The organism is Motilibacter peucedani (genome assembly GCF_003634695.1).
GTDB classification, from domain to species: domain Bacteria; phylum Actinomycetota; class Actinomycetes; order Motilibacterales; family Motilibacteraceae; genus Motilibacter; species Motilibacter peucedani.
This window is the reverse complement of the sequence record NZ_RBWV01000009.1, coordinates 649,168-673,849: the sequence shown is the minus strand read 5'-3', so window position 1 is coordinate 673,849 and position 24,682 is coordinate 649,168. Positions and strand designations below refer to the sequence as shown.

Below are 24,682 nucleotides of genomic sequence, written 5' to 3'. Positions count from 1 at the left end.
GTGGTCTCGGCCAACAGCCTCTACGGTCCGCTCGACCCCGCAGCCGACGCCGGCTACGAAGACCCGCCGGCGCGGGTCGGGTTCTTCACCGACACCAGCGTCTGCATCGGGTGCAAGGCCTGCGAGGTGGCCTGCAAGGAGTGGAACGCCGTCCCCGAGGACGGCCTGAACCTCCTGGGCTTCTCCTACGACAACACCGGCGGGCTCGGCGCCGACTCGTGGCGCGCGGTCGCCTTCATCGAGCAGCCGCTGCCGCTGGGCCGCAAGACCCCACCCTTCACCGACACCCCGACCGGCCCGTCGGCGGCCGGGCCGGCGTTCGACGTGGTGGCCGCGGGCGTGCGGTCGCTCGACACCGACAAGCTCGGCACGGCCGTCCCCGGTGGCATCCCCGTCGCGGAGGCCGCGGCCGAGGCGGCCGACAAGGCCGGTGTGGGACAGGCGTTCCTCGGCATGCCGGGCTCCCAGCCACCCGGCCGCGAGACCGGCGTCGAGGGCCGCTCCGACTTCCGCTGGCTGATGATGAGCAACGTGTGCAAGCACTGCACGCACGCGGCCTGTCTCGACGTCTGCCCGACGGGGTCGCTGTTCCGCACGGAGTTCGGCACCGTCGTGGTGCAGGAGGACATCTGCAACGGCTGCGGCTACTGCGTCTCGGCCTGCCCCTACGGCGTCATCGACAAGCGCGAGGACGACGGCCGCGCGTGGAAGTGCACGCTGTGCTACGACCGGCTCGGCGCCGGCCAGACGCCCGCCTGCGCGCAGGCCTGCCCGACCGAGTCGATCCAGTTCGGCGAGCTGGTCGAGCTGCGCGACCGGGCCGAGAAGCGGGTCGAGGCTCTGCACGCAGCCGGCGTCACCGAGGCCCGGCTCTACGGCGAGGACGACAACGACGGCGTCGGCGGCGACGGCGCGTTCTTCCTCCTGCTCGACGAGCCCGAGGTCTACGGCCTGCCGCCGGACCCGGTGGTGACCACGCGAGACCTCCCGGACATGTGGAAGCACGCCGGCGCAGCGGCCGCGATGATGGTGGCCGGCGCCGTGCTCTCCTTCCTCGGCAGGCGGTCCGCCCGATGAGCAAGCAGGGTGCCGCGGGCGACCCCGTCCACGCGGGCAGCCCCGACGCCGCCGTCACCGCTCCGGTGTGGAGCTCGGGCAAGGGCCGTGGCCGCCGCGGCCGCGGGCGCCGCCAGGACGAGAGCGTCATGGTCCCCGAGGCGGAGTTCCGCTCCTACTACGGGCGTCCGATCCTCAAGGCGCCCGTGTGGACGCACGACATCGCCATCTACCTGTTCACCGGCGGCCTCGCTGCCGGCTCCTCCCTCGTGGCAGCCGGTGCCGACGTCACCGGCGCGCCTGCGCTGCGCCGCGCCGGTCGCGTGACGTCGATGGGAGCGCTGCTCGCCAGCACGTACTTCCTCATCAACGACCTCGGCCGCAAGGAGCGCTTCTACAACATGCTCCGTGTCGCCAAGCCGACGTCGCCGATGTCGGTGGGAACGTGGATCCTCGCCGCTTACGGCGGTCTCGCCGGGGCCGCCGCCGTCTCCGAGGCCGCGCCGCTGCTGCCGCGGCGCGGGCCGCTCGGTCTGCTCCGCACGGTGCTGCCTCCCGCGGGCAGCGCTGCGGGCTTCGGTGCGGCTGCGGTCGCGCCGGCGCTCGCCACCTACACCGCCGTGCTGTTCGCCGACACCGCCGTGCCGTCGTGGCACGAGGTCTACCGCGAGCTGCCCTTCGTCTTCGCCGGCAGTGCGCTGGCCAGCGGCGGCGGCATGGGCCTCGTGCTCGCGCCTACCGCGCAGGCCGGCGGCGCCCGGCGGGCAGCCGTCCTCGGTGCGGCGGCCGAGCTCGCCGGCACGCACCTGGTCGAGCACTCCCACGGCCTGCTCAGCGAGCCCTACCGCGAGGACCGGCCCGGCCGCCAGCTGCGTGCCGCCCGCGCGCTCACCGTCGCGGGCGCGGCGGGCGCAGTGCTCGGGCGGCGATCACGAGTGATCTCCGCCCTGGCGGGTACGTCCCTGCTCGCGGGTTCCCTCCTGACGCGCTTCGGCGTGTTCTACGCAGGCGTCGCGTCGACGAAGGACCCGAAGTACGTCGTGGTCCCACAACGCGAGCGGCTCCAGCAGGGGCGCCCCGCGCGCTCGGACCGCTAGCCCCGCGGGACGCACCTCGGCGCCCCGCCACGACACGGAGGCGCCGATGCCCTACAAGACCCCTGACCAGATCGCCGTCGCCGCAGTGGCGAGCGGCGAGAAGAAGGCACTGCTGACGCCTGATCGCATGCTGGTCGGCGGATTCCTCGCCGGTGCCTACATCGCCTTCGGTGGGCTGCTCGCCATCGTGGTGACCGCCGGGCTCGACAAGGCCCAGTGGGGCGGGATCATCTCCCTCATCACGGGCGCCGTCTTCAGCCTCGGGCTCATCCTCGTCGTCCTCGCCGGAGCCGAGCTCCTGACGGGCAACATGGCGCTGGTCCCGATGGCCGTGCTCCAGAAGCGGGTCACCATCGGCCGGCTGTCGTTCAACTTCGCCGTCGTGCTGGTCGCCAACCTGCTCGGCTCGCTGTTCGTCGCCTACTTCCTCGCGGTCAAGACCGGGGTCATCGGCACCGTGCACAGCCAGGCCGGCAGCGCCGGCGCCTCCACCTACACGCGGCTGGCGGGCATCGCCACCGGCAAGGCCGTGACCGAGACGAACTGGCAGATCTTCCTGCGCGCGGTGGGCTGCAACTGGCTGGTGTGCCTGGCGGTCTGGCTCGCCATGGCGGCGGACGACATCGGCGGCAAGATCCTCGGCATCTTCTTCCCGATCATGGCGTTCGTCGCCCTCGGCTTCGACCACGTCATCGCCAACATGTTCTTCCTCCCCGCTGCCCGTTGGGCCGGCGTCCCGGGCATGGGCTGGGGCGCGATCCTCGACAACTGGGTCTTCGCGTTCCTCGGCAACCTGGTGGGAGCAGGCATCTTCGTCGCCTGTGCCTACTGGTGGCTCTACCTGCGCGACACCGAGGGGGCTGCCGCGAGCGCCGGCTCGGACCCGAGCGGCACCGCCGGTGCGCCCTCGCGCAACGGCCGCAGCGGTGGCAAGGTCAGCGCACGACGAGGGTGACGCCCTCGCGGGGAGCGATGAGCTCACCCACCACCGGGTAGCCCGGCACCTCGCCGACGACCAGCAGCCCACCGGAGGTCTGGGCGTCGGCGAGGAGCAGGGCCTCGCCCTCGGGCACCCCGTCGAGGTCGGCGTGCGGGCGCACCCAGTCGAGGTTGCGGCGGGTCCCGCCGGAGACGTACCCGTCCGCGAGCGCCTCGCGGGCGCCGTCCAGGTAGGGCACCGCCGCGGAGTCGACCACTGCGGTGACCCCGCTGGCGCGGGCCAGCTTGTGCAGGTGGCCCAGCAGCCCGAAGCCCGTGACGTCGGTCGCCGCCACCGCACCAGCGGCGAGCGCCGCCTCCGACGCAGCGCGGTTCAGCGTGGTCATCGCGTCGACGGCCTGCTCGAAGCGCTCGCCGGTCGACTTGTGGCGGCTGTTCAGCACGCCGATGCCCAGCGGCTTGGTCAGCGTGAGCGGAAGCCCGGCCGCGCCCGCGTCGTTGCGCAGCAGCCGCCCCGGGTCCACGAGGCCGGTGACCGCCATGCCGTACTTCGGCTCGGGGTCGTCCACGCTGTGCCCACCGCCGACGTGGCAGCCGGCCTCGCTCGCCACGTCGAGCCCGCCGCGCAGGACCTCGCGCGCCAGCTCGAAGGGCAGCACGTCGCGCGGCCACGACAGCAGGTTGACCCCGACGAGCGGGCGCCCGCCCATGGCGTAGACGTCGGACAGCGCGTTGGCGACCGCGATGCGTCCCCAGTCGTAGGCGTCGTCGACGACCGGGGTGAAGAAGTCGGCCGTGGCGACGATGCCGAGACCGTCGCGCACGCGCACCACCGCCGCGTCGTCGCCGTCGTCGAGCCCGACGACCAGCTCGTGCTCAGAGGCGACCGCCGGGCGCAGCAGCCCCGCGACGACGTCCTCCAGCTCACCGGGCGGGATCTTGCAGGCGCACCCGCCGCCGTGGGCGAACTGCGTCAGCCGGTAGGTCGCCTCGAGCGTCATGAGCGACAACGTACGTCTTCAGGCGCCGAGCTGCCGCCGAACCTCGGCGGACACCCGCCCACCGTCGGCGCGGCCGGTCGTCTGCGGCGTCACGAGCTTCATCACCGCACCCATCGCCTTCATGCCCTCGGCGCCCGAGGACGCGATGGCCGCCGACACGATCGAGACCACCTCCTCGTCGGTGAGCGGCGTCGGCAGGTAGCGCGCGAGCACCTCGCCCTCGGCCCGCTCGCGCTGGGCCAGCTCTGGCCTCGACGCCGCGTCGTAGGCCTCGGCCGACTCCCGCCGCTTCTTGCCCTCGCGGGTCAGCACCTGCAGGACCTCGGCGTCGGTCAGCTCGCGCGCGGACTTGCCCGACACCGCCTCGGTCTGCACAGCGGTCAGCGCCATGCGCAGGGTCGACGTGGTGAGCTCGTCGCGCGCCCGCATGGCCTCGGTCAGGTCGGTGCGGAGCTGCTGCTCCAGGCCGCTGCTCACGGCTGCCTCCTCGTGGTGGATCCCGCCGTGCAGGCTACGCCGCGGGGTCGGCGCCCCTGTGCGACGCTGGAGACATGAGCCGCGTGACCGCCCGCCGCCCCGTGGTGAGACTGCGGGGCGAGCACCGCACCGAGCGCCCGGACACCCTGGTCGTCGAGGAGCCCCTGGAGATCCGTGTCGGCGGCCGCGCGCTCGCCGTCACCATGCGCACGCCGGGCGACGACATGGACCTCGCCGCCGGCTTCCTCGTCAGCGAGGGCGTGGTCACCAAGCCCGAGCACCTGTCCTCCATGCGCTTCTGCGACGGCGCGGGCGAGGACGGGCTCAACACCTACAACGTGCTCGACCTGACCCTCGCGCCCGGCGTCGCCGCGCCCGACCCGTCGGTCGAGCGGGCGTTCTACACGACCTCGTCGTGCGGCGTGTGCGGCAAGGCGAGCCTCGACGCCGTGCGCACCAGCACGGCGTACGCAGTGGCTGACGACCCGGTGCAGGTGACCGCCGGACTGGTGACCAGCCTGCCCGACGCGCTGCGCGCGGCGCAGAAGGTCTTCGACCGCACGGGCGGCCTGCACGCCGCTGGGCTCTTCACCGCCGAGGGCCGGATGCTCTGCATGCGCGAGGACGTCGGCCGCCACAACGCCGTCGACAAGGTGGTCGGCTGGGCGCTCACGCACGACCTGCTGCCGCTGCGCGGCACGGTGCTCATGGTCAGCGGCCGCGCGTCGTTCGAGCTGACGCAGAAGGCCTGGATGGCCGGCATCCCCGTGCTCGCCGCCGTCAGTGCACCGTCGTCGCTCGCGGTCGACCTCGCCGAGGAGGCGGGCATGACGCTGATCGGCTTCGTACGCGGTGACGGGCTCAACGTCTACACCGGCTCCTCGCGCGTGCTGGAGGACGCCACAGCCGTCGGCGCCTGACGGAAGACCCACGCACGCAGCAGGACGAAGCGGAGGACGGTCGCCAGCAGGTTGGCCGCCACCAGGACGACGAGCTCGACAGAGCCGGACGCTCCGCCGGCAGAGTGGAGCAGCGCCAGCGCGCCGCTGCTGAGCCCCAGGCCGAGCGCGAAGACCACCAGTCCCTGCGCCTGGTGCACGAGAGTGCCCTCGCTCGTCGTGACGCCGAAGGTGAGCCGGCGGTTGGCCGCGGTGTTGGCCACGGCCGTCAGCAGCAGGGCGACGACGTTGGCGGCCTGCCCGCCGATGGAACCGCGCAGCAGGGCGAAGACGGCGACGTAGGCGAGCGTGCTCGCGAGGCCGATGGCGGCGAACCGCGCGAGCTGCGCGGCCATGCCGCGCGGCACGCCGGGCACCGCCGAGGGCACCTGCAGCGGGCCGCGACCGAGCTCGGCGCGCAGCCGGGCGATCGGCAGCGAGCCCGTGGCCAGGGCGCGGGAGAGCCGGGCGACGCCCTTGAGGTCCGCGACCGCGGTCGAGACGATGTCCACCCGGCTGTCGGGGTCGTCGACCCAGTCGACGGGCACCTCGTGGATGCGGAGGCCGGCGCGCTGCGCCACGACGAGCAGCTCCGTGTCGAAGAACCAGCCCGGGTCCTCGACCAGCGGCAGCACCCGCTGGGCGACGTCGCGCCGCACCGCCTTGAAGCCGCACTGCGCGTCGCTGAAGCCGGCCGCGAGCGTACGCCGCAGGATCGTGTTGTAGGCGCGCGAGATCAGCTCGCGCTTGGCGCCGCGGACCACGCGCGACGAGCGAGACAGCCGTGTGCCGATCGCGACGTCGGAGTGCCCGGAGACGAGCGGGGCGATCAGCGGCAGGACGCCGTTGAGGTCGGTCGAGAGGTCGACGTCCATGTAGGCGAGGACCTCGGCGTCCGACCCCGACCACACCGAGCGCAGCGCGCGCCCGCGGCCCTTCTGGGGGAGGTGGACGGCGCGCACCTCCGCGTACTCGCCGGCGAGGCGCGCCGCGACGGCGAGCGTGGCGTCGGTGCTCGCGTTGTCGGCGACCGTGACGCGGAAGGTGAACGGCAGCGAGGAGCGCAGGTAGGCGACCAGGCGGCGTACGCACGGCTCGAGGTCGTCCTGCTCGTTGTAGACGGGGACGACGACGTCGAGCACCGGCGGGCTGGGCACCGTCGAGCGCCGGACGGCGGCGGCGTCGGAGAGGGCTGGTGTGGTCATGCCCCCCACGTTCGGGGCCGCTGCTGTCGTGCCGGTGTGGCACCACTGTGGGACCGCTGTGACCAGCGGTCCCACAGCCCGGCTCAGCCCCGGGTGACGCTCAGGCCGCTGCCGTCGGCGGCCACGTCCACGACGGCGGTGTCACCGTCGCGCAGGTCGCCGGCGAGCAGCGCCCGGGCGAGCGAGTCGCCGATCGAGGACTGCACGAGCCGGCGCAGCGGGCGCGCACCGTAGGACGGGTCGTAGCCAGCGATCGCCAGCCACTCGAGGGCGGCGGGGGTCACGTCGAGCGTGAGGCGCCGGCTCTCGAGCCGCCGCTGCAGCGCGGCGACCTGGAGGTCGACGATGCGCGTCAGCTCCTCGGTGCCCAACGGGTCGAAGACGACGACGTCGTCGAGCCGGTTGAGGAACTCCGGCTTGAAGGTGCCGCGAACGACGTCCATCACCGCGTTCTTCTTCGCCTCGGCCGGCAGGGTCAGGTCGACCAGGTAGGTCGAGCCGAGGTTCGAGGTCAGCACGAGGATGGTGTTGCGGAAGTCGACCGTGCGGCCCTGGCCGTCGGTGAGCCGGCCGTCGTCGAGCACCTGGAGCAGGATGTCGAAGACCTCCGGGTGCGCCTTCTCGACCTCGTCGAGCAGCACCACGGAGTAGGGCCGACGGCGGACCGCCTCGGTGAGCTGGCCACCCTCCTCGTAGCCGACGTAGCCGGGAGGCGCGCCGACCAGGCGGGCGACGGAGTGCTTCTCGCCGTACTCGCTCATGTCGATGCGGATCATCGCCCGCTCGTCGTCGAAGAGGAAGTCGGCCAGCGCCTTCGCCAGCTCGGTCTTGCCGACGCCGGTCGGGCCGAGGAAGAGGAACGAGCCGGTCGGCCGGTCGGGGTCGGAGACGCCGGCCCGTGCCCGGCGCACGGCGTCGGACACCGCCCGCACGGCGGCCTTCTGGCCGATGAGCCGGCGGCCCAGCTCGTCCTCCATGCGCAGGAGCTTCGCGGTCTCGCCCTCGAGCAGCCGGCCGGCCGGGATGCCGGTCCAGGACGCGACCACGTCGGCGACGTCGTCGGGCCCGACCTCCTCCTTGACCATCGCCTCGCGGGCGACGTCGGAGGCGGCGGCCTCGTCGACCTCCTTCTCGAGCACCGGGATCTCGGCGTACATCAGCCGCGAGGCGGTCTCGAAGTCGCCGTCGCGCTGGGCGCGCTCGGCCTGCCCGCGCAGGGCGTCGAGCCGCTCCTTGAGCTCGCCGACGCGGTTGAGGCCCTTCTTCTCCTGCGCCCAGCGGGCGTTGAGCGCGGTGAGGCGCTCGTTCTCGTCGGCGAGGCGTACGCGGAGAGCCGCCAGCCGCTCCTGGGACGCGGGGTCGTCCTCGCGCTCGAGCGCCATCTCCTCCATGCGCATGCGGTCGACCGCGCGCTGCAGCTCGTCGATCTCGACCGGCTTGCTGTCGATCTCCATGCGCAGCCGCGACATCGACTCGTCGACGAGGTCGATCGCCTTGTCGGGCAGGAAGCGCGAGGTGATGTAGCGGTCCGAGAGGGTCGCGGCCGCGACCAGCGCGGCGTCGCTGATGACCACCTTGTGGTGCGCCTCGTAGCGCCCGCGCAGCCCGCGCAGGATGCCGATCGTGTCCTCGACCGTGGGCTCGCCGACCAGCACCTGCTGGAAGCGCCGCTCCAGAGCGGGGTCCTTCTCGATGTGCTCGCGGAACTCGTCGAGGGTCGTGGCGCCGACCAGCCGGAGCTCGCCGCGCGCCAGCATCGGCTTGAGCATGTTGCCGGCGTCCATGGCGCCCTCGCCGGACGCGCCCGCACCGACGACGGTGTGCAGCTCGTCGATGAAGGTGACGATCCGGCCCTCGGACTTCTGGATCTCGCCGAGCACGGCCTTGAGCCGCTCCTCGAACTCGCCGCGGTACTTCGCACCGGCGACCATCGCCGCGAGGTCGAGCGCCACGAGCCGCTTGCCGCGCAGGCTCTCAGGCACGTCGCCCGCCACGATGCGCTGGGCGAGCCCCTCGACGACGGCGGTCTTGCCGACGCCGGGCTCGCCGATCAGCACGGGGTTGTTCTTGGTGCGGCGCGAGAGCACCTGCATGACGCGCCGGATCTCGGAGTCGCGGCCGATCACCGGGTCGAGCTCGCCGTTGCGGGCACGGGCGGTCAGGTCGACGCCGTACTTCTCCAGCGACTGGTAGGTGCCCTCGGGGTCCTTGCTCGTCACCCGCTGCGAGCCGCGGACCTGCTCGAACGCGTCGAGGAGCGCCTTGGGCGTCGCGCCGACGCCCTGGAGCAGCGAGGCGACCTCGCCGCCGGCCTGCGCCAGGCCGACGAGCAGGTGCTCGGTGGAGACGAAGTCGTCGTGGAGCGCGCGGGCCGACTCGCCGGCGGCGGTGAGGGCGGCGTACGTGGTGCGTCCCAGCTGCGGCGCGTTGACGCTCGCACCGGTGGCGCTCGCCATGCGGGCGGTGATCGCCTCAGCCTTGGCGTGCAGGTCGGCGCGGTCGACGCCGAGCGCCTGGAGCAGCGGGGGCACGGCGCTGTCGGCCTGCTCGAGCAGGGACAGCAGCAGGTGGACGGGCTCGACCTGCGCGTGACCGGCGGTGGCGGCACGCCGGACGGCGTCGGTGAGGGCCTCCTGGCTGCGGGTGGTGAGCGAGCTGGTGTCCATGGTCTGGGGTGCACTCCATGCGGTCGGGGGTCGGGCTTCACCAGGTCCAACGTACCCAGAGTTGAGCCCATTCCACTCAACTTCCCACGACGTCGTGGGTCCCCATGGCCCTCTGGCGACCGCCCGGGACCACGACATCGTGGTGCTCCGTGGCCCGGGAGCGGCGACCAGGGACCACGACGTCGTGGGGCTCGGCTCCGGGGCGGTCAGGCCCGGGCGGTGAGCAGCTCGGTGACGGCGGAGAGCAGCGCGCCGGTGACGCCCTGCGCCTGGAGCGCACCCAGCTGGGCGGCGGGCGGCAGTTCCGACTCGAGGACCGCCCACATCGCGCTCTTGTCCTCGTAGGGGTGCTGCGCCCGGTCGACCAGGTCGAGCAGGCGCTCGCGCACCGCAGACGTACGCGGCTGCAGCCCCGGCTCGAACGCCACCGTCACCGCCGCGTCCACGGGCGCGTCGGCCACTGTCACGCTGCGCCGGCCGGTCTGGTCGTCGGCGCCGAGCAGGGTGACGGTCCAGGTGCGCGTCGGCGGGACCGCGCCAGTGGCGCCCTCCGCCGGGCCGATCGTCAACGTGCCGGCGGACTGGTCCCACACGAGCGGCGTGCGCACCGTCGGGATCGTCTCGGTGCTGCTGCCCGTGCCGTCGTCCTCGACGAGCACGAACGCACCGTCGGCCCCCGGCACCACCACGACCTCGAACCGCTCGGGGTTGCGGTCGGCGCGCAGGTCGTCCTCGGCGGCCAGCGGCACGATGCCGCCGGCCTTCACCAGGGCGGGCACCGAGCGGTCGTCGCGGTGCAGGACCAGCTCGCGCCCGCCGTCGTAGACAAGCCCCGTGAGGAGGTCGGCCCACGTGCCGGGCGGGAGCCACGCGCGTACGGACCCGCGCAGCGTCACCGGGTCGCGCGGTGAGGTGATCGGCGCGACCACGAGCTCGGAGCCGAACTCGAACTGGTTGGGCACGGAGTAGGCCTCCGGCGCCCAGCCGTCGAGGTAGTACATCGGTCGCACGAGCGGGATGCCCTCGGTCGCGGCGCGGTGGTTCATCGAGTGCAGGTAGGGCACCAGCCGGTGGCGCAGCCGCAGCGCGTCGCCCATCGCCGCGGCCGTCTCGGCACCGAAGTTCCACGGCTCCTTGACCAGGAAGGGGTTGCTCGACGAGTGCAGCCGCAGGATCGGCGAGAAGACGCCGAGCTGGAACCACCGCAGCGCCAGCTCGTCGTCGCGCACGCCGAAGAGGTGTCCGCCGATGTCGTGGCTCCACCAGCCGTAGCCGATGTTGCTGGCGGTGGCCGTGAACTCCGCCTGGAAGTCGAGCGAGGCCCAGGTGATGAGCGAGTCGCCCGAGAACCCGACGGGGTAGCGGTGGCTGCCCGGTCCGGCGTAGCGCGAGAACGTCAGCGGCCGCCCCCCGTCACGCGCGCTGTCGAGGAAGTGGAAGTGGTTGAGCACCCACAGCGGGTCGATGCCCGTCACCCGCGAGAACGGGCCCGACTGCCAGTCGACCCACCAGAAGTCGACGCCGTCGTCCTCGAGCCGGCGGTGCAGCACGTCGAAGTAGGCGGTCATGAAGTCGGGGTCGGTGACGTCGAAGGCGATCGGCGAGCCGCTGTCGGGGTTGCGCCCGAGCGCGCGGCACAGGTCCGCGTAGGCGTCCTCGAAGGCGCGTACGCCGTCGGCCGGGTGCACGTTGAGGGTGACGCGGTAGCCGCGGCGGTGCACCTCGGCCAGGAAGGCGCGCGGGTCGGGGAAGAGCTCGCGGTTCCAGCTGTATCCCGTCCAGCCGCTGCCGTGGACCGGGTCGACCGATGCCACGGGATGCCAGTCCATGTCGAGCACAGCCACCGAGAACGGCAGCCGTTCCTCGTCGAAGCGGTCGAGCAGCGCGAGGTACTCATCAGCGGTGTAGGCCTTGTAGCGGCTCCACCAGTTGCCCAGCGCCCACCGCGGCAGCACGGGCTGCCGGCCCGACAGCGAGTAGAACGCATCGAGCGCGGCCTGGTGGTCGCGGCCGTAGGCGAAGACGTAGACGTCGATGCGACTCCCGTCGCGCGGCGCCACCCACCCGTCGTCGTCGAGCAGCAGCGAGGCCGAGTCGTCGAGCTCGGCGACGCCCCACCTCGACACGACGCCGGGCCCGAGCGGCAGTCGGCCGTCGGCCATGTCGAGCGTGCGGGCGGTGCCGCCGAGGTCGCCCGCGGGCTCACCGAAGCGCCAGACGCTGTGGTAGCTCGAGATGTTCCCGCGCACCTGGAGGCTCAGCCCCGACGGGCTGAACGGCCCGCGGTCGTAGACGAGCCGGAACCGCTCGGTCGTCACCTCGAGCACCTGCGGGGTCTCGGTGACGGTGAACTCCGGCACCGGCAGGTCGCGGTGCAGGGCGAGCACCGACGCGCGGTCCTCGAAGCGACCGTCGGCCGCCCACTCGAGGCGCACGAGACCCTCGGCCAGCACGGTGATGCGCCAGGTGTCCCCCTGCAGCACCGCGTCGGGGTGCGCGACCGGTGAGGTGTCGAGCTGGAAGCGGCGGTCCACGGGCGTTCCTCCCTCACGGCGGCACTGCTCCGCGCCGACCCGCTGCGAACGCTAGCGAACCCGCTGCGCACGAGGCCCTTGACGCCGCACCGGGGACGGGAGTCTTATTGTGCTATTCATCTAGTGCAATGGAGTGGCGATGATCGAGTTCCACCTCGACGGCCGCTCGGGCGTCTCGCCCTACCTGCAGATCGTGCAGCAGGTGCGCCACGCCCTCCGGCTCGGCATCCTGCGCGAGGGCGACCAGCTGCCGACGGTGAAGGACGTCGTCGCGGTGCTGGCCATCAACCCCAACACCGTGCTCAAGGCCTATCGCGAGCTCGAGCGCGACGGCCTGGTCAGCCCGCGCCCGGGCCTCGGGACGTTCGTGACCCGCACGCTCACCGACACCAGCCTCGCCGCCCACGGTCCCCTGCGCCACGAGCTGGCGCGCTGGCTGGCGAAGGCCCGCCGCGCCGGGCTCGACGACGAGTCGATCGAGGCGCTCTTCCGCAGCACCGTCCGATCAGCCGCACAGGAGGACATCGCATGACTGCCGTGCTCCAGGCCGAGGGCCTGGGCAAGAGGTACCGGCGGCGTTGGGCGCTGACCGACTGCACGCTCGAGGTGCCCGCGGGGCGCGTGGTGGGGCTGGTCGGGCCCAACGGCGCCGGCAAGAGCACGCTGCTCAACCTCGCCGTGGGACTCCTGCGTCCCACGACCGGCGCGATCCGCGTGCTCGGCGGGACGCCCGCAGGAGACGCCGGCCAGCTCGCGCGGGTCGGCTACGTCGCGCAGGACACCCCCACGTACGCCGCCTTCAGCGTCGCCGACCACCTGCGCCTCGGGGCGCGCCTCAACGCCGGCACCTGGGACCAGGAGCTCGCCGAGCGCCGGGTCTCGCGGCTCGGCCTCGACCCGGCGCAGCGGGCCGGCCGGCTGAGCGGCGGCCAGCGCGCTCAGCTGGCGCTCACCCTCGGGGTGGCCAAGCGGCCGGAGCTGCTCGTGCTCGACGAGCCCGTCGCGAGCCTGGACCCACTGGCGCGCAGGGAGTTCCTCCAGGACCTCATGGAGGCGGTCGCCGAGCAGGAGCTCAGCGTCGTGCTCTCGTCCCACGTCGTCTCGGACGTCGAGCGGGCGTGCGACTACGTCGTGGTCCTCGTCGACTCGCGCGTGCAGGTCGCCGGGGACATCGACACCCTGCTCACCACGCACGTGCGCCTCACCGGCCCCCGCCGCGACGCCGCGTCGCTGCCGGCCGACCAGCACGTCGTCTCCGCGCGGCACACCGACCGGCAGTCCAGCTTCATCGTGCGGACCGAGCGCCCCGTCCTCGACCCCGTGTGGGCGGTCGACTCCCTGACGCTCGAGGACCTGGTGCTCGCCTACATGGCGCCCGAGGCCCGCCCGGGCGCCGCCCCGACCCCAGCACTGGAGGCACTGCGATGACCTGGCTGAGCTGGCGCCAGCTGCGCACGCAGGCTGCCGTCCTGGCCGCCGCGGCGCTCGTCGCCCTCGTGGCAGTGGGGGCGACCGGCCCGCGCATCCGCGACCTGCGCAGCAGCGCCGGGGCGGGTTTCCTGTCCCAGCTGCAGTTCGACCGCACCGAGCGGCTGCTCTACGTCGTCGGCGGGCTCCTCCTGCTGCTGCTGCCGGGGCTCGTCGGTGCGTTCTGGGGAGCGCCGCTGCTCGCCCGCGAGCTGGAGTCCGGCACGTTCCGCCTGGCGTGGACCCAGAGCACGACGCGTACGCGGTGGCTGGCGACCAAGCTCGCCGTCGCCGCCGCTCTGGTGGCGGCCGGGACGGCGGTGCTCACCTTCGCGGTCGGCTGGTGGGCGCACCCGATCGACCTCGCCGTCGCCCGCGGGCACGGGGCCGGCCGGTTCTCCGCGCCGCGGATGGACCCGGTCCTGTTCGGTACGCGGGGCATCGTCCCGGTCGGCTACGCGCTGTTCGCCCTCGCCGTGGGGGCGACCTTCGGCCTGCTGCTGCGGCGCAGCGTCCTCGCGATGGGCCTCACCCTGGCCCTCGTCGCCGTCGTGCAGGTGCTGGTGCCGATGGAGCTGCGGGCGCGCCTGGTCGCTCCCGAGCGGCGCACACTGGTCGTGACGGCCGAGAACTTCGCCGGGATACAGGCCCGCGGCGACGGGCCCCGGGACCCTGCCTCGTCGATCACCCGCCTGGTGGTCGACGGTGCGGGCTCGGGCGACTGGCAGCTCACCAGCGACACCGTCGACGGCACCGGCTCGGTGGTGCAGTCGCTGCCGGCGTGGGTCTTCGACTGCGGCGGCGGCCCGCCGCCCGACGTGTCGCAGGGCCCGCCGCCCAGCGGCCCGGTCACCCGGACCGCGCAGCAGGGTGGTGACGCGGCCCGCCAGGCCTGCTTCACCCGGCTGCGCAACGAGGGCTACCGGCAGCTGGTGGTGATCCAGCCGGCCTCGCACTTCTGGGCGCTGCAGCTGCGCGAGACCGGGCTGCTCCTCCTCGCCTCGGCACTGCTGTGCGGGCTGTGCTTCTGGCGGGTGGGTCGGGACTTCAGCTGACGCCGGCGGATCTCACGTCGGCGTAACACGCCGGACATCCGCCACCGGTTCACTGTCAGGAGACATCGGCTCCTGATGGTGGACCGGAGGCAACTCGTGACCCTCTCCCTCGACGCACCCGTGATCGACGGCTCGACCCTCGACGGCGCGGACCGCCCGGCGCCCGCAGCAGGACCGAGCCTCGCCGAGCGGGCGGCGGCCGACGGCGTACGGTTCCTGCTCGCGACGTTCACGACGCTGACGGGCAAGCCGTGCGCGAAGCTCGTGCCCGTCACCGCTGCCGACGCCTTCGAGGCCGACGGGGTCGGCTTCGCCGGCTACGCCGCCGGTGCGATGGGCCAGCAGCCGCGCGATCCCGACATCGTCGCGGTCCCGGACGTGCGCTCCTACACGCCCATCCCGAGCGTGCGCCCCGGCCTGGCGATCGTCCACTGCGACCCGCACGTCGAGGGCCGGCCCTACGCCTACGCGCCGCGCGTGATCCTCCGCTCGATGATCGACCGCGCCCGGCGCGAGGGGCTCGAGCTGGTCGCCGGCGCCGAGATCGAGTACTTCCTCGTCCACCGCGCCAGCGACGGCTCGCTCGTGCCGGCCGACGCGCGCGACGACGCGGCACGACCGTGCTACGACGCCCGCGGGCTGACCCGCATGCTCGACCACCTCACGACGGTGTCGGACGTGATGGCCGGGCTCGGCTGGTCGCCCTACGCCAGCGACCACGAGGACGGCAACGGCCAGTTCAAGAAGAACTTCCTCCACGCCGACGTGCTGACCACTGCAGACCGTGTCGTGACCCTGCGCTACGTCATCCAGGTGCTCGCGGAGCAGCGCGGCATGACGGCCACGTTCATGCCCAAGCCCTTCTCCGACCGCACGGGCAGCGGGATGCACCTGCACCTGTCGCTGTGGCGCGAGGGCGAAGCGCTCTTCCCGGGCACGGGCGACGACCCGCACGGCCTCGGGCTCTCGCCCACCGCGTACTCCTTCGTCGCTGGCCTGCTCGAGCACGCCCCGGCGCTGCACGCGCTCATCGCGCCGACCGTCAACTCCTACAAGCGCACCGGCGCAACGACGACCGCGTCGGGCGCCACCTGGGCGCCGCGGCAGGCGAGCTACGGCGGCAACGACCGCACCCACATGGTCCGCGTCCCCGACGCCCACCGCGTCGAGCTGCGCGCCGGGGACGGGTCGGCCAACTCCTACCTCGCCGCGGCCGCCGCCCTGGGCGCCGGGCTCGACGGCGTGCAGCGCGGGCTCGATCCGGGTGCCCCGGGCACTGCGGCGCCGCACAGCCTCCCGCGCACGCTGCTGGACGCGGTCGCCGCGCTCGAGGCCAGCCCGGTGCTGCGCGGCGTGCTCGACTCGGTCGACCCCGGTGCCGGCGTGAGCGACTACTACGCCGAGCTCAAGCGCGAGGAGTTCTACGACTGGCACGGCGCCGTCAGCCCGTGGGAGATCGACCGCTACCTGACCGCCGTCTGACCCGCTCCGTCCACCGAGAGGACCCCACCGCCCATGTGCGGCATCGCCGGGCTGCAGCTGTTCGACCCAGCCCTCCACCCCCAGCTCGGCTCGCTGATGGCGGCCATGCTCCACCAGGTCTGCGAGCGCGGGCCCGACTCCGCCGGCGTCGCGCTCTACGGCGACCCGGACCTCACGCCGCCCGGTCTGTCGGCCGTGTCGCTGCTGGGCGTCGACGACCCTGCGGCGGACGCGGACCTCAGCACCGTCGTGGCCGGTGAGACGACGGTCGTGCGGGGCAGCAGGGAACCTGCCGAGCTCGAGCTGCTGGCCCGGCAGGCCTTCCCCGAGGCGACCGTCATCGGCCGGGGACACGAGCTCGCGGTGCTGAAGGGCACCGGCCACCCGGACCAGCTGGCGGTCGACATCGCGCTGGGCAGCCGCCAGGGCTGGCAGGGCCTGGCGCACACGCGCATGGCGACCGAGTCGGCGGTGACCTCCGCTCACAGCCACCCCTTCTCCGTGGCCGACGACCTGTGCCTGGTCCACAACGGGTCCTTCGCCAACCACGCGACGATCCGGCGCGAGCTGATCGCAGAGGGTGCGGTGTTCGACTCCGACAACGACTCGGAGGTCGGCGCGCGCTTCCTCGCCGCCCGCATGGCCGAGGGCAACGACCTCGAGAAGTCGCTGCGCCTGCTGTGCGAGACCTTCGACGGCTTCTACACGCTGGTCGTCACCACGGCCGACACGTTCGCAGTCGTGCGCGACGCCATCGCCTGCAAGCCCGCGATCCTCGCCGTGACCGAGCAGTGGGTCGCGATGGCGTCGGAGTACCGCGCGCTGGCCCAGCTGCCCGGCATCGGTGCAGCCCGCATCTTCGAGCCCGAGCCGGAAGAGGTCTACACGTGGCGACGATGACAGCACCAGAGCAGACCACTGCGACGCTCGTCGACCTCGCCGAGACCAGCGTCCGCGAGCTCAACAGCGCTCTGCACGCACCCGACCCTGCGCCGCTCTGGCGCGTCCTCAACCCCGAGGGCGCCCACAACGTGGCGTGCGGCCTGGACGCACCCGTACGCGTCGAGATCGCCGGCCACGCCGGCTACTACTGCGCCGGCATGAACCAGCAGGCCGAGGTGGTCGTCGAGGGCAACGTGGGCGTCGGCGTCGCCGAGAACATGATGTCCGGCCGCGTCGTCGTGACGGGCGACGCGTCGCAGTCGGCGGGAGCCACCGCCCACGGCGGCCTGCTCGCGATCCACGGCAACGCCTCCGCCCGCTGCGGCATCTCCATGAAGGGCGTCGACATCGTGGTCGGCGGCAGCGTCGGGCACATGAGCGCCTTCATGGGCCAGGCCGGCCGGCTCGTCGTGTGCGGCGACGCGGGAGACGCGCTCGGCGACTCGCTCTACGAGGCGCGCATCTACGTCGCCGGGCGCGTACGGTCGCTCGGCGCCGACTGCGTCGAGAAGGAGGTACGCGCCGAGCACCTCGCCGAGCTGGCCGACCTGCTCGAGCAGGCGGGCATCGAGGCCGACCCGGCGACGTTCCGCCGCTACGGCTCGGCCCGCACCCTCTACAACTTCCACGTCGAGAACGCAGGTGCCTACTGATGTCCCAGCCAGCGCCCGTGCTCCGCGAGTCGGCGACGTTCGACCGCGCGACCATCGCCGAGATCCAGCGCGCCGCGCGCACCGGGATCTACGACATCCGCGGCGGCGGGGCGAAGCGGCCGGTCCCGCACTTCGACGACCTGCTCTTCCTCGGCGCCAGCATGTCGCGCTACCCGCTCGAGGGCTACCGCGAGCGCTGCGACACCGACGTGGTGCTCGGCGACCGGCACGCGACGTACCCGCTGCACATCTCGACCCCGGTGACGATCGCCGGCATGAGCTTCGGCGCCCTGTCGGGGCGGGCGAAGGAGGCGATCGGGCGCGGCGCGAGCGAGGTCGGCACGTCGACGACCACGGGCGACGGAGGCATGACGCCCGAGGAGCGCAGTCAGAGCAAGCAGCTCGTCTACCAGTACCTCCCGTCGCGCTACGGCATGAACCCCGACGACCTGCGGCGGGCCGACGCGATCGAGGTCGTGCTCGGCCAAGGCGCGAAGCCCGGCGGCGGCGGCATGCTGCTCGGCCAGAAGATCACCGACCGGGTGGCCGGGATGCGCACCCTGCCCGTCGGCGTCGACCAGCGCAGCGCCTGCCGGCACCCCGACTGGACCGGGCCCGACGACCTCGAGATCAAGATCCGCGAGCTGCGCGAGATCACCGACTGGGAGAAGCCGATCTACGTCAAGGTGGGAGCCACCCGCACCTACTACGACGTCAACCTGGCCGTGAAGTCGGGCGCGGACGTCGTCGTCGTCGACGGCATGCAGGGCGGGACAGCGGCGACGCAGGACGTCTTCATCGAGCACGTCGGCATCCCGACCCTGGCCGCGATCCCGCAGGCGGTGCAGGCGCTGCAGGAGCAGGGCGTGCACCGCAAGGTCCAGCTCATCGTCTCGGGCGGCATCCGCAGCGGCGCAGACCTCGCCAAGTGCATGGCCCTCGGAGCCGACGCGGTGGCGATCGGCACGGCGGCGCTCATCGCGATGGGCGACAACTCGCCGGAGTACGACGAGGACTACCGCGCCCTCGGCTCGGCCGCCGGCTACTACGACGACTGGCAAGCGGGTCGCGATCCGGCCGGCATCACGACCCAGGACGACGACCTGGCCGCGCGCCTCGATCCCGAGCTCGCCGGGCACCGGCTGGCCAACTTCATACGCGTCATGACCATGGAGGCGCAGATCCTGGCCCGAGCGTGCGGCAAGTCGCACCTGCGCTCGCTCGAGCCGGAGGACCTCGTGGCCCTCACCATCGAGGCGGCGGCCATGGCACGAGTGCCCCTCGCCGGCACCACGTGGGTCCCGGGCACCGGCCTGTGAGTGCCTACGACGTCGCAGTGGTCGGTGGTGGCCTGATGGGCGCCGCCACCGCCTGGGCCGCGGCGCGCCGCGGGCTGCACGTCGTGCTCTTCGAGCAGCACCAGCCAGCCCACGCCGGCGGCAGCTCGTCGGGAAGCGCGCGCATCGTGCGCCGCGCCTACCCCGACCCGTTCTGGGTGCGGCTGACCGGCGAGGCGTTCGAGCTCTGGCGCGAGCTGGAGCAGACGACCGGCACGTCGCTGCTGCGCCTCGTGGGCGGGCTCGACCACGGCGGGGGCCGCGACCCGGACACCCTCGCGCAGACGCTGCGCGGCGCGGGCGTGCCGTGCGAGCTGCTGCCGGCCGACGAGGCAGCCACCCGCTGGCCGGGCCTCGTCTTCGACGGCCCGGTGCTGCACCACGCGCAGGCGGGCACGGTCGATGCCGAGGGCGCGGTCGCCGCCTTCCTCACCGGTGCGGCGGCGCACGGCGCGCAGGTGGTGACGGGTGCTGCGGTGACCCGCATCCACGCCGACGCCGGCGGTGCGGAGCTCACCACGCCACTGGGACCGGTGACTGCGAGGCGGGTCGTCGCCGCTGCCGGCGCGTGGATGCCCGACCTGCTGCGGGGGCTCGTGCCCCTGCCGCCGCTGACGGTCTACCAGCAGCAGGTCTTCCACTTCGAGCGCACGACGCTGGCCGCCGACACCCCCGTCGTCATCCACAAGGGCGAGCGCGGCGTCTACCACCTGCCCGGCGGCCGGTCGGGCGGTCCCGGCGACGCCCGCAAGGTCGCCGAGCACGACTGGTCGGTGCCCACGAGCGCCACGACGCGGGACGGCGTGGTGCTCGACGCCGCCCGCGAGCGGACGGTCGACTACGTACGCCGGTGGCTCCCCGGCCTCAACCCGCAGCCGTCGTCGGAGACGACCTGCCTCTACACGAACACCGCGAACGAGGACTTCGTCATCGACCGGCAGGGCTCGGTCGTCGTGTGCTCGCCGTGCTCCGGGCACGGTGCCAAGTTCGCGCCGCTGGTCGGGGAGCTGGCGGCGGACCTCGCCACCGGCGTACCGCCCCGCGAGGAGCGCTTCACCCTCGCCGCCCACCTGGCAGGGGCTGCGGCACGATGAGCCTCGTGACGCAGGAGTCGGCCCCCGGCGAGCTCGAGGCGGCCATCGCCCGGCAGGTGCGCACCTACCGCCTGGCCGCCGGGCTCTCCGTCGCCGACATGGCCGCACGGGTGGGCGTCTCCAAGGCGATGCTGTCGAAGATCGAGAACGCGCAGACCTCGTGCAGCCTGACGACCCTGGGCCGGCTGGCCGCCGGCCTCGAGGTGCCGGTCACGGCGCTGTTCCGAGGAGTCGACAGCGAGCGCGAGGCGGTCTACGTGCCAGCGGGCTCCGGTGCGCGCATCGTGCGCCGCGGCAGCCGGGTCGGACACCACTACGAGCTGCTGGGGGCGCTGCGCGGGCCGCACAAGCGCATGGAGGCGGTGCTCGTCACGCTCACCGAGTCGAGCGAGGTCTTCCCGCTGTTCCAGCACCCCGGCACCGAGCTGCTGTTCATGCTCGAGGGCGTGGTCGTCTACGGCCACGGCGACGCGCGCTACACGCTGCACCCGGGCGACGCTCTGCAGTTCGACGGCGAGGGCGCCCACGGGCCCGACGAGCTCGTCGAGCTGCCGGTGCGCTTCCTGTCGGTCACGGCCTACGGCGACCACGCGCTCGACTGACGGCTGCGCACAGGCGTCGGCATTGCCGAACGCTGCACCCTGGCCAGGGCACCGGTGATCCGGTAGGACGTGATCACCAGCCCGCGGCCGTGGGCGCTGTCTCACCGTGGAGGCGTGCGTGAAGAAGATCATCAACGACCCGTCCGACGTCGTGGCCGAGGCGCTGCAGGGCATGGCCCTGGCGCACGCCGACCTCATCGACGTCCGGCTCGACCCGGCCGTCGTCGTGCGCAAGGGCGGCGGCGTCCCCGGCAAGGTCGCCGTCGTCTCCGGAGGCGGCAGCGGCCACGAGCCGCTGCACGGCGGCTTCGTCGGGCGCGGCATGCTGAGCGCCGCCTGCCCCGGCGCGGTCTTCACCTCCCCGACGCCGGACCAGATCGAGGCCGCCACCAAGGCGGTCGACGGCGGGGCGGGCGTGCTCCACATCGTGAAGAACTACACCGGCGACGTGCTCAACTTCGAGACCGGCGCCGAGCTCGCCGCCGCCGACGGGATCGAGGTGGCCGCGGTCGTCGTCGACGACGACGTGGCCGTCAAGGACAGCCTCTACACCGCCGGTCGCCGCGGCGTCGGCGGCACCGTGCTGATCGAGAAGATCGTCGGCGCGGCCGCCGAGCGCGGCGACGACCTGGCGGCGGTGCGGACGCTGTGCGAGCGGGTGAACGCGAACGTCCGCTCGATGGGCATGGCGCTGACCTCGTGCACGGTCCCGCACGCGGGCAAGCCGACGTTCGAGCTCGGCGAGGGCGAGATGGAGATCGGCATCGGCATCCACGGCGAGCCGGGCCGCGAGCGGCTGCCGCTCGAGCCCGCCGACGCGATCGTCGACCGGCTGCTCGCCCCGGTGCTGGAGGACCTGCCGTTCGCCTCCGGCGACCGGGCGCTGCTGTTCGTCAACGGCATGGGCGGCACGCCGCTGCTGGAGCTCTACATCGCCTACCGGCACGCCGAGGCCGTGCTGCGCGAGCGCGGCATCACGGTCGAGCGTCGCCTGGTCGGCAACTACATCACCAGCCTGGAGATGCAGGGCATGTCGGTCAGCCTCCTGCGCCTCGACGACGAGATGGTCGAGCTCTGGGACGCGCCCGTGCACACCGCCGCGCTGCGCTGGGGAGCGTGAGCACGCCCGTGACGGACTCCCTGACCACGGCCGACGTGGTCGCCGCCGTCACGCGCTTCGGCGCGGTCGTCACCGAGAACCGGCAGTACCTCATCGACCTCGACTCGGCCATCGGCGACGCCGACCACGGCGAGAACATGGCGCGCGGGCTCGCGGCAGCCCTCGAGGCGCTCGCGGCGGAGCCGCCCGCATCTCCGGCCGACGCTCTCAAGGCCGTGGCGACCACCCTGATCCGCAAGGTGGGCGGGGCGTCCGGGCCGCTCTACGGCACGGCCTTCCTGCGCGCGTCGACCGCCGTGGCCGGCAAGGACCAGCTCGGCGCCGAGGACGTCGTGGCGCTGCTGGTCGCGGCCCGCGACGGCATCGTCAGCCGGGGCAAGGCGGAGCCGGGAGACAAGACGATGGTCGACGCCTGGACGCCGGCCGTCGAGGCGGCACAGGCGGCGCTCGACGGGGGTGGCGACGTCTCCGCGGTCCTGGCGGCGGCTTCGGCCGCGGCGCAGGACGGGGCAGCCGCGACCGTGCCGCTCGTGGCGCGCAAGGGCCGGGCCAGCTACCTCGGGGAGCGCAGCGCGGGCCACCAGGACCCGGGCGCCACCTCCACCGCGATGCTGTTCGCCGCCTTCGCCTCCGTCGCCGGGCAGTGACGGTGGCGGACGGCGTCGTCGCGCGGGTCGGCCTCGTCGTCGTCTCCCACGTCGCCGGCATCGCCGACGGCGTGGCCGAGCTGGCGCGGCAGATGGCACCGGACGTCCTCGTGCTGCCCGCCGGCGGCACCGACGACGGCGGCGTGGGCACGAGCTTCGACCGGGTGCTGACCGCGCTGGAGCAGGCGTCGGCCGACGCCTCCGGGGTCGTGGTGACCTACGACCTCGGCTCGGCCCTGCTGACGACCGAGACCGCGCTCGAGCTGCTGGACGACGACGTGCGCCGGCTCGTCACCGTGGTCGACGCGCCCCTCGTCGAAGGGACGCTGGCGGCGGCCGTGGCCGCGCAGGGACGTGCCGGCGTGCAGGAGGTGGTCGCTGCAGCGGCAGGGCTCGCGCAGGGCGCCGCGCCCGAGGCGGGGGACGACGCCGAGGAGCGGACGACGCTGGTGCTGGTCAACCCGCTCGGCCTGCACGCGCGGCCGGCCGCCGCCGTGGCCCGGGCGCTGGCCGGGCTCGACGCGCGCACGACGCTCGGCCGGCCCGGCGGGCCGGGTGTCGACGCGCGCAGCGTGCTCGGCGTCGTGGGGCTCGCGCTGCGCGGCGGCGACGAGGTGGACCTACGCGTCTCCGGCCCCGACGCCGCGACCGCCGTCCGCACCGTGGCCGAGCTGGTGGAGCAGGGGTTCGGCGAGCTGGACGGGCCGCCGGAGCCGGCACCGTCGCCCGGCAGGACGAGCGACGCGGCGTCGACCGGGCCGGACTTCTCCGGCACCGCCGCCTCGCCCGGAGTGGCGGCCGGGCCGCTGGTGCACCTGGGTGGCGAGGAGCCGCACGTCCCGGAGCGCACCGCGGCGGAGATCGGGTCCCACTCCGCGGCCGAGGGGGCACGGCTGCAGGAGGCGCTGCGCACGCTCGACGCCCGGCTCGCCGCCTCGAGCGACGACGTCGTGCAGGCGCACCGCGCGCTGCTCGCCGACCCGGCGCTCGCCGGGACGGCCCAGCAGCTCGTGGCCGGCGGCGCGTCAGCTGCCAGCGCCTGGTGGCGCGTGGTCGGCGACGCCCGGGCGGTGCTGGCGGGCGGCGACGAGGTGGTGGCCGGGCGGGCGGCCGACGTGCTCGACGTCGGCCTGCAGGTGCTGGCGCTGCTCGACCCCTCGCTCGACGCGGCCCTCCCGCCGGCCGAGCGCCTGGCCGGCGCGGTCGTTGTGGCAGCGGACCTGCTGCCCTCGCAGGTGCCGCAGCTGGCCGAGGCGGGCGTCGCCGGGGTGGCGACGGCGGGCGGGGCTCGCACGGCGCACGCGAGCCTGCTCGCGCGCGGGCTCGGGCTGCCCATGGTGGTCGGGCTGGGTGGCGCGGTGCTCGGGCTCGAGGCCGGGGTGCCCGCTGTGCTCGACGGGACGGCGGGACGGCTCACGGCACCGGCCGACCCGGCGGCGGTCGCCGAGGCGCACGAGCGCCGGGCTGCGGCGGAGCGCGAGCGCCACGAGGCGCAGGCCGCCGCCGCTGCCCCGGTGGTGCTGCCGGACGGCCGGCGGGTCGAGGTCCGCGCCAACGTCGCCAGCGTCGCGGAGGCCCGCGCCGCGCGGGAGGCCGGTGCCGACGGGGTGGGGCTGTTGCGTACCGAGCTGATGTTCCTCGACCGCGCCGAGCTGCCCGGCGAGGAGGAGCAGGCGGCCGGGCTGGCCGCGGTCTTCGCCGCGCTGGACGGCGCACCGGTCGTGGTGCGCACGCTCGACGTCGGCGGCGACAAGCAGCTGCCGGCGCTGCGGCTGGACCCGGTGCGCCACGGCTTCCTCGGCGAGCGCGGCCTGCGGCACGGGCTCGCCCACCCAGAGGTGCTGCGCACGCAGGTACGCGCGGTGCTGCGCGCCGCCGCCAGCACCGCCTCGGAGGTGGCGCTGATGGCGCCCATGGTCACCTTCGCCGACGAGGCGCAGGCGTTCCGCGACGTCGTCGAGCGGGCGGGCGCCGAGCTGCAGGCGGAGGGCGCTGCGTACGCGCTGCCGTCCGCCCTCGGCGTCATGGTCGAGGTCCCCGCCGCGGCGCTCGCGGTCGACGAGCTGGCCGCCGTCGTCGACTTCGTCAGCGTCGGCACCAACGACCTGGTGCAGTACCTCGTGGCCGCCGAGCGCACCCTGCCCGAGGTCGCCGGGCTCTACCGGCCCGACGCGACAGCGGTCTGGCGGACGCTCGAGCAGGTCGTGGCGGGGGCGCGCCGCGGCGGGTGCCGCGTCGCGGTCTGCGGCGAGCTGGCCGGTGACCCGGAGACAGCCGCCCGCCTGGTCGCCCTGGGCGTCGACGAGCTGTCGATGGCGCCGGTGTCCGTCGCGGCAGTGAAGGCCGCGCTGCGCCCGTGACCGGTTCGTC

At 73.9% G+C, this 24,682-nt stretch carries 21 protein-coding genes; 16 read left to right on the top strand and 5 right to left on the bottom strand.

Features of this window, described 5'->3' with window-relative positions; all coding sequences use genetic code 11:
- The 3 genes from CLV35_RS04640 to CLV35_RS04630 are packed head-to-tail and all read left to right on the top strand — an operon-like array spanning position 1 to position 3,108.
- On the top strand, positions 1–1,077 hold the full coding sequence (locus CLV35_RS04640; protein WP_121192191.1) for a 4Fe-4S dicluster domain-containing protein: 1,077 nt from the start codon (positions 1–3) through the stop codon (positions 1,075–1,077).
- Positions 1,074–2,153 (top strand): NrfD/PsrC family molybdoenzyme membrane anchor subunit, encoded by a 1,080-nt coding sequence (gene nrfD / locus CLV35_RS04635; RefSeq protein WP_121192190.1) that lies wholly within the window; start codon positions 1,074–1,076, stop codon positions 2,151–2,153. The genes CLV35_RS04640 and nrfD overlap by 4 nt, the downstream gene beginning before the upstream one ends.
- Before the next feature lie 46 nt (positions 2,154–2,199).
- Positions 2,200–3,108, top strand: coding sequence for a formate/nitrite transporter family protein (locus CLV35_RS04630; protein WP_121192189.1), 909 nt, complete (start codon positions 2,200–2,202; stop codon positions 3,106–3,108).
- Here CLV35_RS04630 and selD read toward each other — a convergent pair.
- A complete protein-coding gene (gene selD / locus CLV35_RS04625; RefSeq protein WP_121192188.1) occupies positions 3,089–4,093 on the bottom strand; it encodes a selenide, water dikinase SelD in 1,005 nt (334 codons plus the stop codon). The two genes, CLV35_RS04630 and selD, sit on opposite strands and share 20 nt — an antisense overlap.
- 18 nt (positions 4,094–4,111) lie before the next feature.
- The gene (locus tag CLV35_RS04620) at positions 4,112–4,570 is read right to left on the bottom strand and encodes a GatB/YqeY domain-containing protein (RefSeq protein ID WP_121192187.1); all 459 of its coding nucleotides are present in this window, start codon (positions 4,568–4,570) and stop codon (positions 4,112–4,114) included.
- Between the two features lie 74 nt (positions 4,571–4,644).
- Between CLV35_RS04620 and fdhD the strand changes: the two genes are divergently transcribed.
- Positions 4,645–5,490, top strand: coding sequence for a formate dehydrogenase accessory sulfurtransferase FdhD (fdhD, locus tag CLV35_RS04615; protein ID WP_183061680.1), 846 nt, complete (start codon positions 4,645–4,647; stop codon positions 5,488–5,490).
- On the opposite strand, the gene CLV35_RS04610 is transcribed toward fdhD, so the two are convergent.
- The 3 genes from CLV35_RS04610 to CLV35_RS04600 all read right to left on the bottom strand — a co-directional run bounded on the left by CLV35_RS04610 (position 5,439) and on the right by CLV35_RS04600 (position 11,913).
- Positions 5,439–6,713, bottom strand: coding sequence for a bifunctional glycosyltransferase family 2/GtrA family protein (locus CLV35_RS04610; RefSeq protein WP_121192186.1), 1,275 nt, complete (start codon positions 6,711–6,713; stop codon positions 5,439–5,441). The genes fdhD and CLV35_RS04610 overlap by 52 nt on opposite strands.
- Before the next feature lie 83 nt (positions 6,714–6,796).
- The gene (clpB, locus tag CLV35_RS04605; protein WP_121192185.1) at positions 6,797–9,379 is read right to left on the bottom strand and encodes an ATP-dependent chaperone ClpB; all 2,583 of its coding nucleotides are present in this window, start codon (positions 9,377–9,379) and stop codon (positions 6,797–6,799) included.
- Between the two features lie 206 nt (positions 9,380–9,585).
- Positions 9,586–11,913, bottom strand: a complete 2,328-nt coding sequence (locus tag CLV35_RS04600) for a glycoside hydrolase family 31 protein (RefSeq protein WP_121192184.1) — start codon at positions 11,911–11,913, stop codon at positions 9,586–9,588.
- Between the two features lie 139 nt (positions 11,914–12,052).
- Here CLV35_RS04600 and CLV35_RS04595 point away from each other — a divergent pair, with 139 nt between their 5' ends.
- The 12 genes from CLV35_RS04595 (at position 12,053) to dhaM (ending at position 24,672) form a co-directional block, all read left to right on the top strand.
- Positions 12,053–12,445, top strand: coding sequence for a GntR family transcriptional regulator (locus tag CLV35_RS04595; protein ID WP_121192183.1), 393 nt, complete (start codon positions 12,053–12,055; stop codon positions 12,443–12,445).
- Positions 12,442–13,341 carry an ABC transporter ATP-binding protein gene (locus CLV35_RS04590; protein ID WP_121192182.1) on the top strand — a complete coding sequence of 300 codons (900 nt, stop codon included), beginning with the start codon at positions 12,442–12,444 and terminating at the stop codon, positions 13,339–13,341. The genes CLV35_RS04595 and CLV35_RS04590 overlap by 4 nt, the downstream gene beginning before the upstream one ends.
- Positions 13,338–14,435, top strand: a complete 1,098-nt coding sequence (locus tag CLV35_RS04585) for an ABC transporter permease subunit (RefSeq protein ID WP_121192181.1) — start codon at positions 13,338–13,340, stop codon at positions 14,433–14,435. Before CLV35_RS04590 ends, CLV35_RS04585 begins: the two co-directional genes overlap by 4 nt.
- A gap of 96 nt (positions 14,436–14,531) precedes the next feature.
- Positions 14,532–15,917 carry a type III glutamate--ammonia ligase gene (gene glnT, locus CLV35_RS04580; RefSeq protein WP_231121485.1) on the top strand — a complete coding sequence of 462 codons (1,386 nt, stop codon included), beginning with the start codon at positions 14,532–14,534 and terminating at the stop codon, positions 15,915–15,917.
- A 33-nt stretch (positions 15,918–15,950) separates the two neighbouring features.
- Positions 15,951–16,817: a class II glutamine amidotransferase domain-containing protein gene (locus CLV35_RS04575; protein WP_121192179.1), complete on the top strand. Its 867-nt coding sequence runs from the start codon at positions 15,951–15,953 to the stop codon at positions 16,815–16,817.
- Positions 16,814–17,512 (top strand): glutamate synthase, encoded by a 699-nt coding sequence (locus CLV35_RS04570; RefSeq protein WP_121192382.1) that lies wholly within the window; start codon positions 16,814–16,816, stop codon positions 17,510–17,512. Before CLV35_RS04575 ends, CLV35_RS04570 begins: the two co-directional genes overlap by 4 nt.
- Entirely contained in the window at positions 17,512–18,831 is a 1,320-nt protein-coding gene (locus tag CLV35_RS04565) for an FMN-binding glutamate synthase family protein (protein WP_121192178.1), read from the top strand. The genes CLV35_RS04570 and CLV35_RS04565 overlap by 1 nt, the downstream gene beginning before the upstream one ends.
- Entirely contained in the window at positions 18,828–19,943 is a 1,116-nt protein-coding gene (locus CLV35_RS04560) for an FAD-dependent oxidoreductase (protein ID WP_231121483.1), read from the top strand. The genes CLV35_RS04565 and CLV35_RS04560 overlap by 4 nt, the downstream gene beginning before the upstream one ends.
- On the top strand, positions 19,940–20,545 hold the full coding sequence (locus CLV35_RS04555; RefSeq protein ID WP_121192177.1) for a helix-turn-helix domain-containing protein: 606 nt from the start codon (positions 19,940–19,942) through the stop codon (positions 20,543–20,545). Before CLV35_RS04560 ends, CLV35_RS04555 begins: the two co-directional genes overlap by 4 nt.
- 118 nt (positions 20,546–20,663) lie before the next feature.
- A complete protein-coding gene (gene dhaK / locus CLV35_RS04550; RefSeq protein WP_121192176.1) occupies positions 20,664–21,665 on the top strand; it encodes a dihydroxyacetone kinase subunit DhaK in 1,002 nt (333 codons plus the stop codon).
- Positions 21,662–22,312 (top strand): dihydroxyacetone kinase subunit DhaL, encoded by a 651-nt coding sequence (dhaL, locus tag CLV35_RS04545; protein WP_121192175.1) that lies wholly within the window; start codon positions 21,662–21,664, stop codon positions 22,310–22,312. Before dhaK ends, dhaL begins: the two co-directional genes overlap by 4 nt.
- A gap of 2 nt (positions 22,313–22,314) precedes the next feature.
- Entirely contained in the window at positions 22,315–24,672 is a 2,358-nt protein-coding gene (gene dhaM, locus CLV35_RS04540) for a dihydroxyacetone kinase phosphoryl donor subunit DhaM (protein ID WP_183061678.1), read from the top strand.
- Positions 24,673–24,682: the final 10 nt, after the last annotated feature.

What these genes read in the sequence shown, in the direction of transcription:
- nrfD (WP_121192190.1), top strand. Translation starts at nt 1,074, where the DNA reads ATGAGCAAGCAGGGTGCCGCGGGCGACCCCGTCCACGCGGGCAGCCCC.
- CLV35_RS04630 (WP_121192189.1), top strand. Translation starts at nt 2,200, where the DNA reads ATGCCCTACAAGACCCCTGACCAGATCGCCGTCGCCGCAGTGGCGAGC.
- selD (WP_121192188.1), bottom strand. Translation starts at nt 4,093, where the DNA reads ATGACGCTCGAGGCGACCTACCGGCTGACGCAGTTCGCCCACGGCGGC.
- fdhD (WP_183061680.1), top strand. Translation starts at nt 4,645, where the DNA reads ATGAGCCGCGTGACCGCCCGCCGCCCCGTGGTGAGACTGCGGGGCGAG.
- CLV35_RS04610 (WP_121192186.1), bottom strand. Translation starts at nt 6,713, where the DNA reads ATGACCACACCAGCCCTCTCCGACGCCGCCGCCGTCCGGCGCTCGACG.
- clpB (WP_121192185.1), bottom strand. Translation starts at nt 9,379, where the DNA reads ATGGACACCAGCTCGCTCACCACCCGCAGCCAGGAGGCCCTCACCGAC.
- CLV35_RS04595 (WP_121192183.1), top strand. Translation starts at nt 12,053, where the DNA reads ATGATCGAGTTCCACCTCGACGGCCGCTCGGGCGTCTCGCCCTACCTG.
- CLV35_RS04590 (WP_121192182.1), top strand. Translation starts at nt 12,442, where the DNA reads ATGACTGCCGTGCTCCAGGCCGAGGGCCTGGGCAAGAGGTACCGGCGG.
- CLV35_RS04585 (WP_121192181.1), top strand. Translation starts at nt 13,338, where the DNA reads ATGACCTGGCTGAGCTGGCGCCAGCTGCGCACGCAGGCTGCCGTCCTG.
- CLV35_RS04575 (WP_121192179.1), top strand. Translation starts at nt 15,951, where the DNA reads ATGTGCGGCATCGCCGGGCTGCAGCTGTTCGACCCAGCCCTCCACCCC.
- CLV35_RS04570 (WP_121192382.1), top strand. Translation starts at nt 16,814, where the DNA reads ATGACAGCACCAGAGCAGACCACTGCGACGCTCGTCGACCTCGCCGAG.
- CLV35_RS04565 (WP_121192178.1), top strand. Translation starts at nt 17,512, where the DNA reads ATGTCCCAGCCAGCGCCCGTGCTCCGCGAGTCGGCGACGTTCGACCGC.
- CLV35_RS04555 (WP_121192177.1), top strand. Translation starts at nt 19,940, where the DNA reads ATGAGCCTCGTGACGCAGGAGTCGGCCCCCGGCGAGCTCGAGGCGGCC.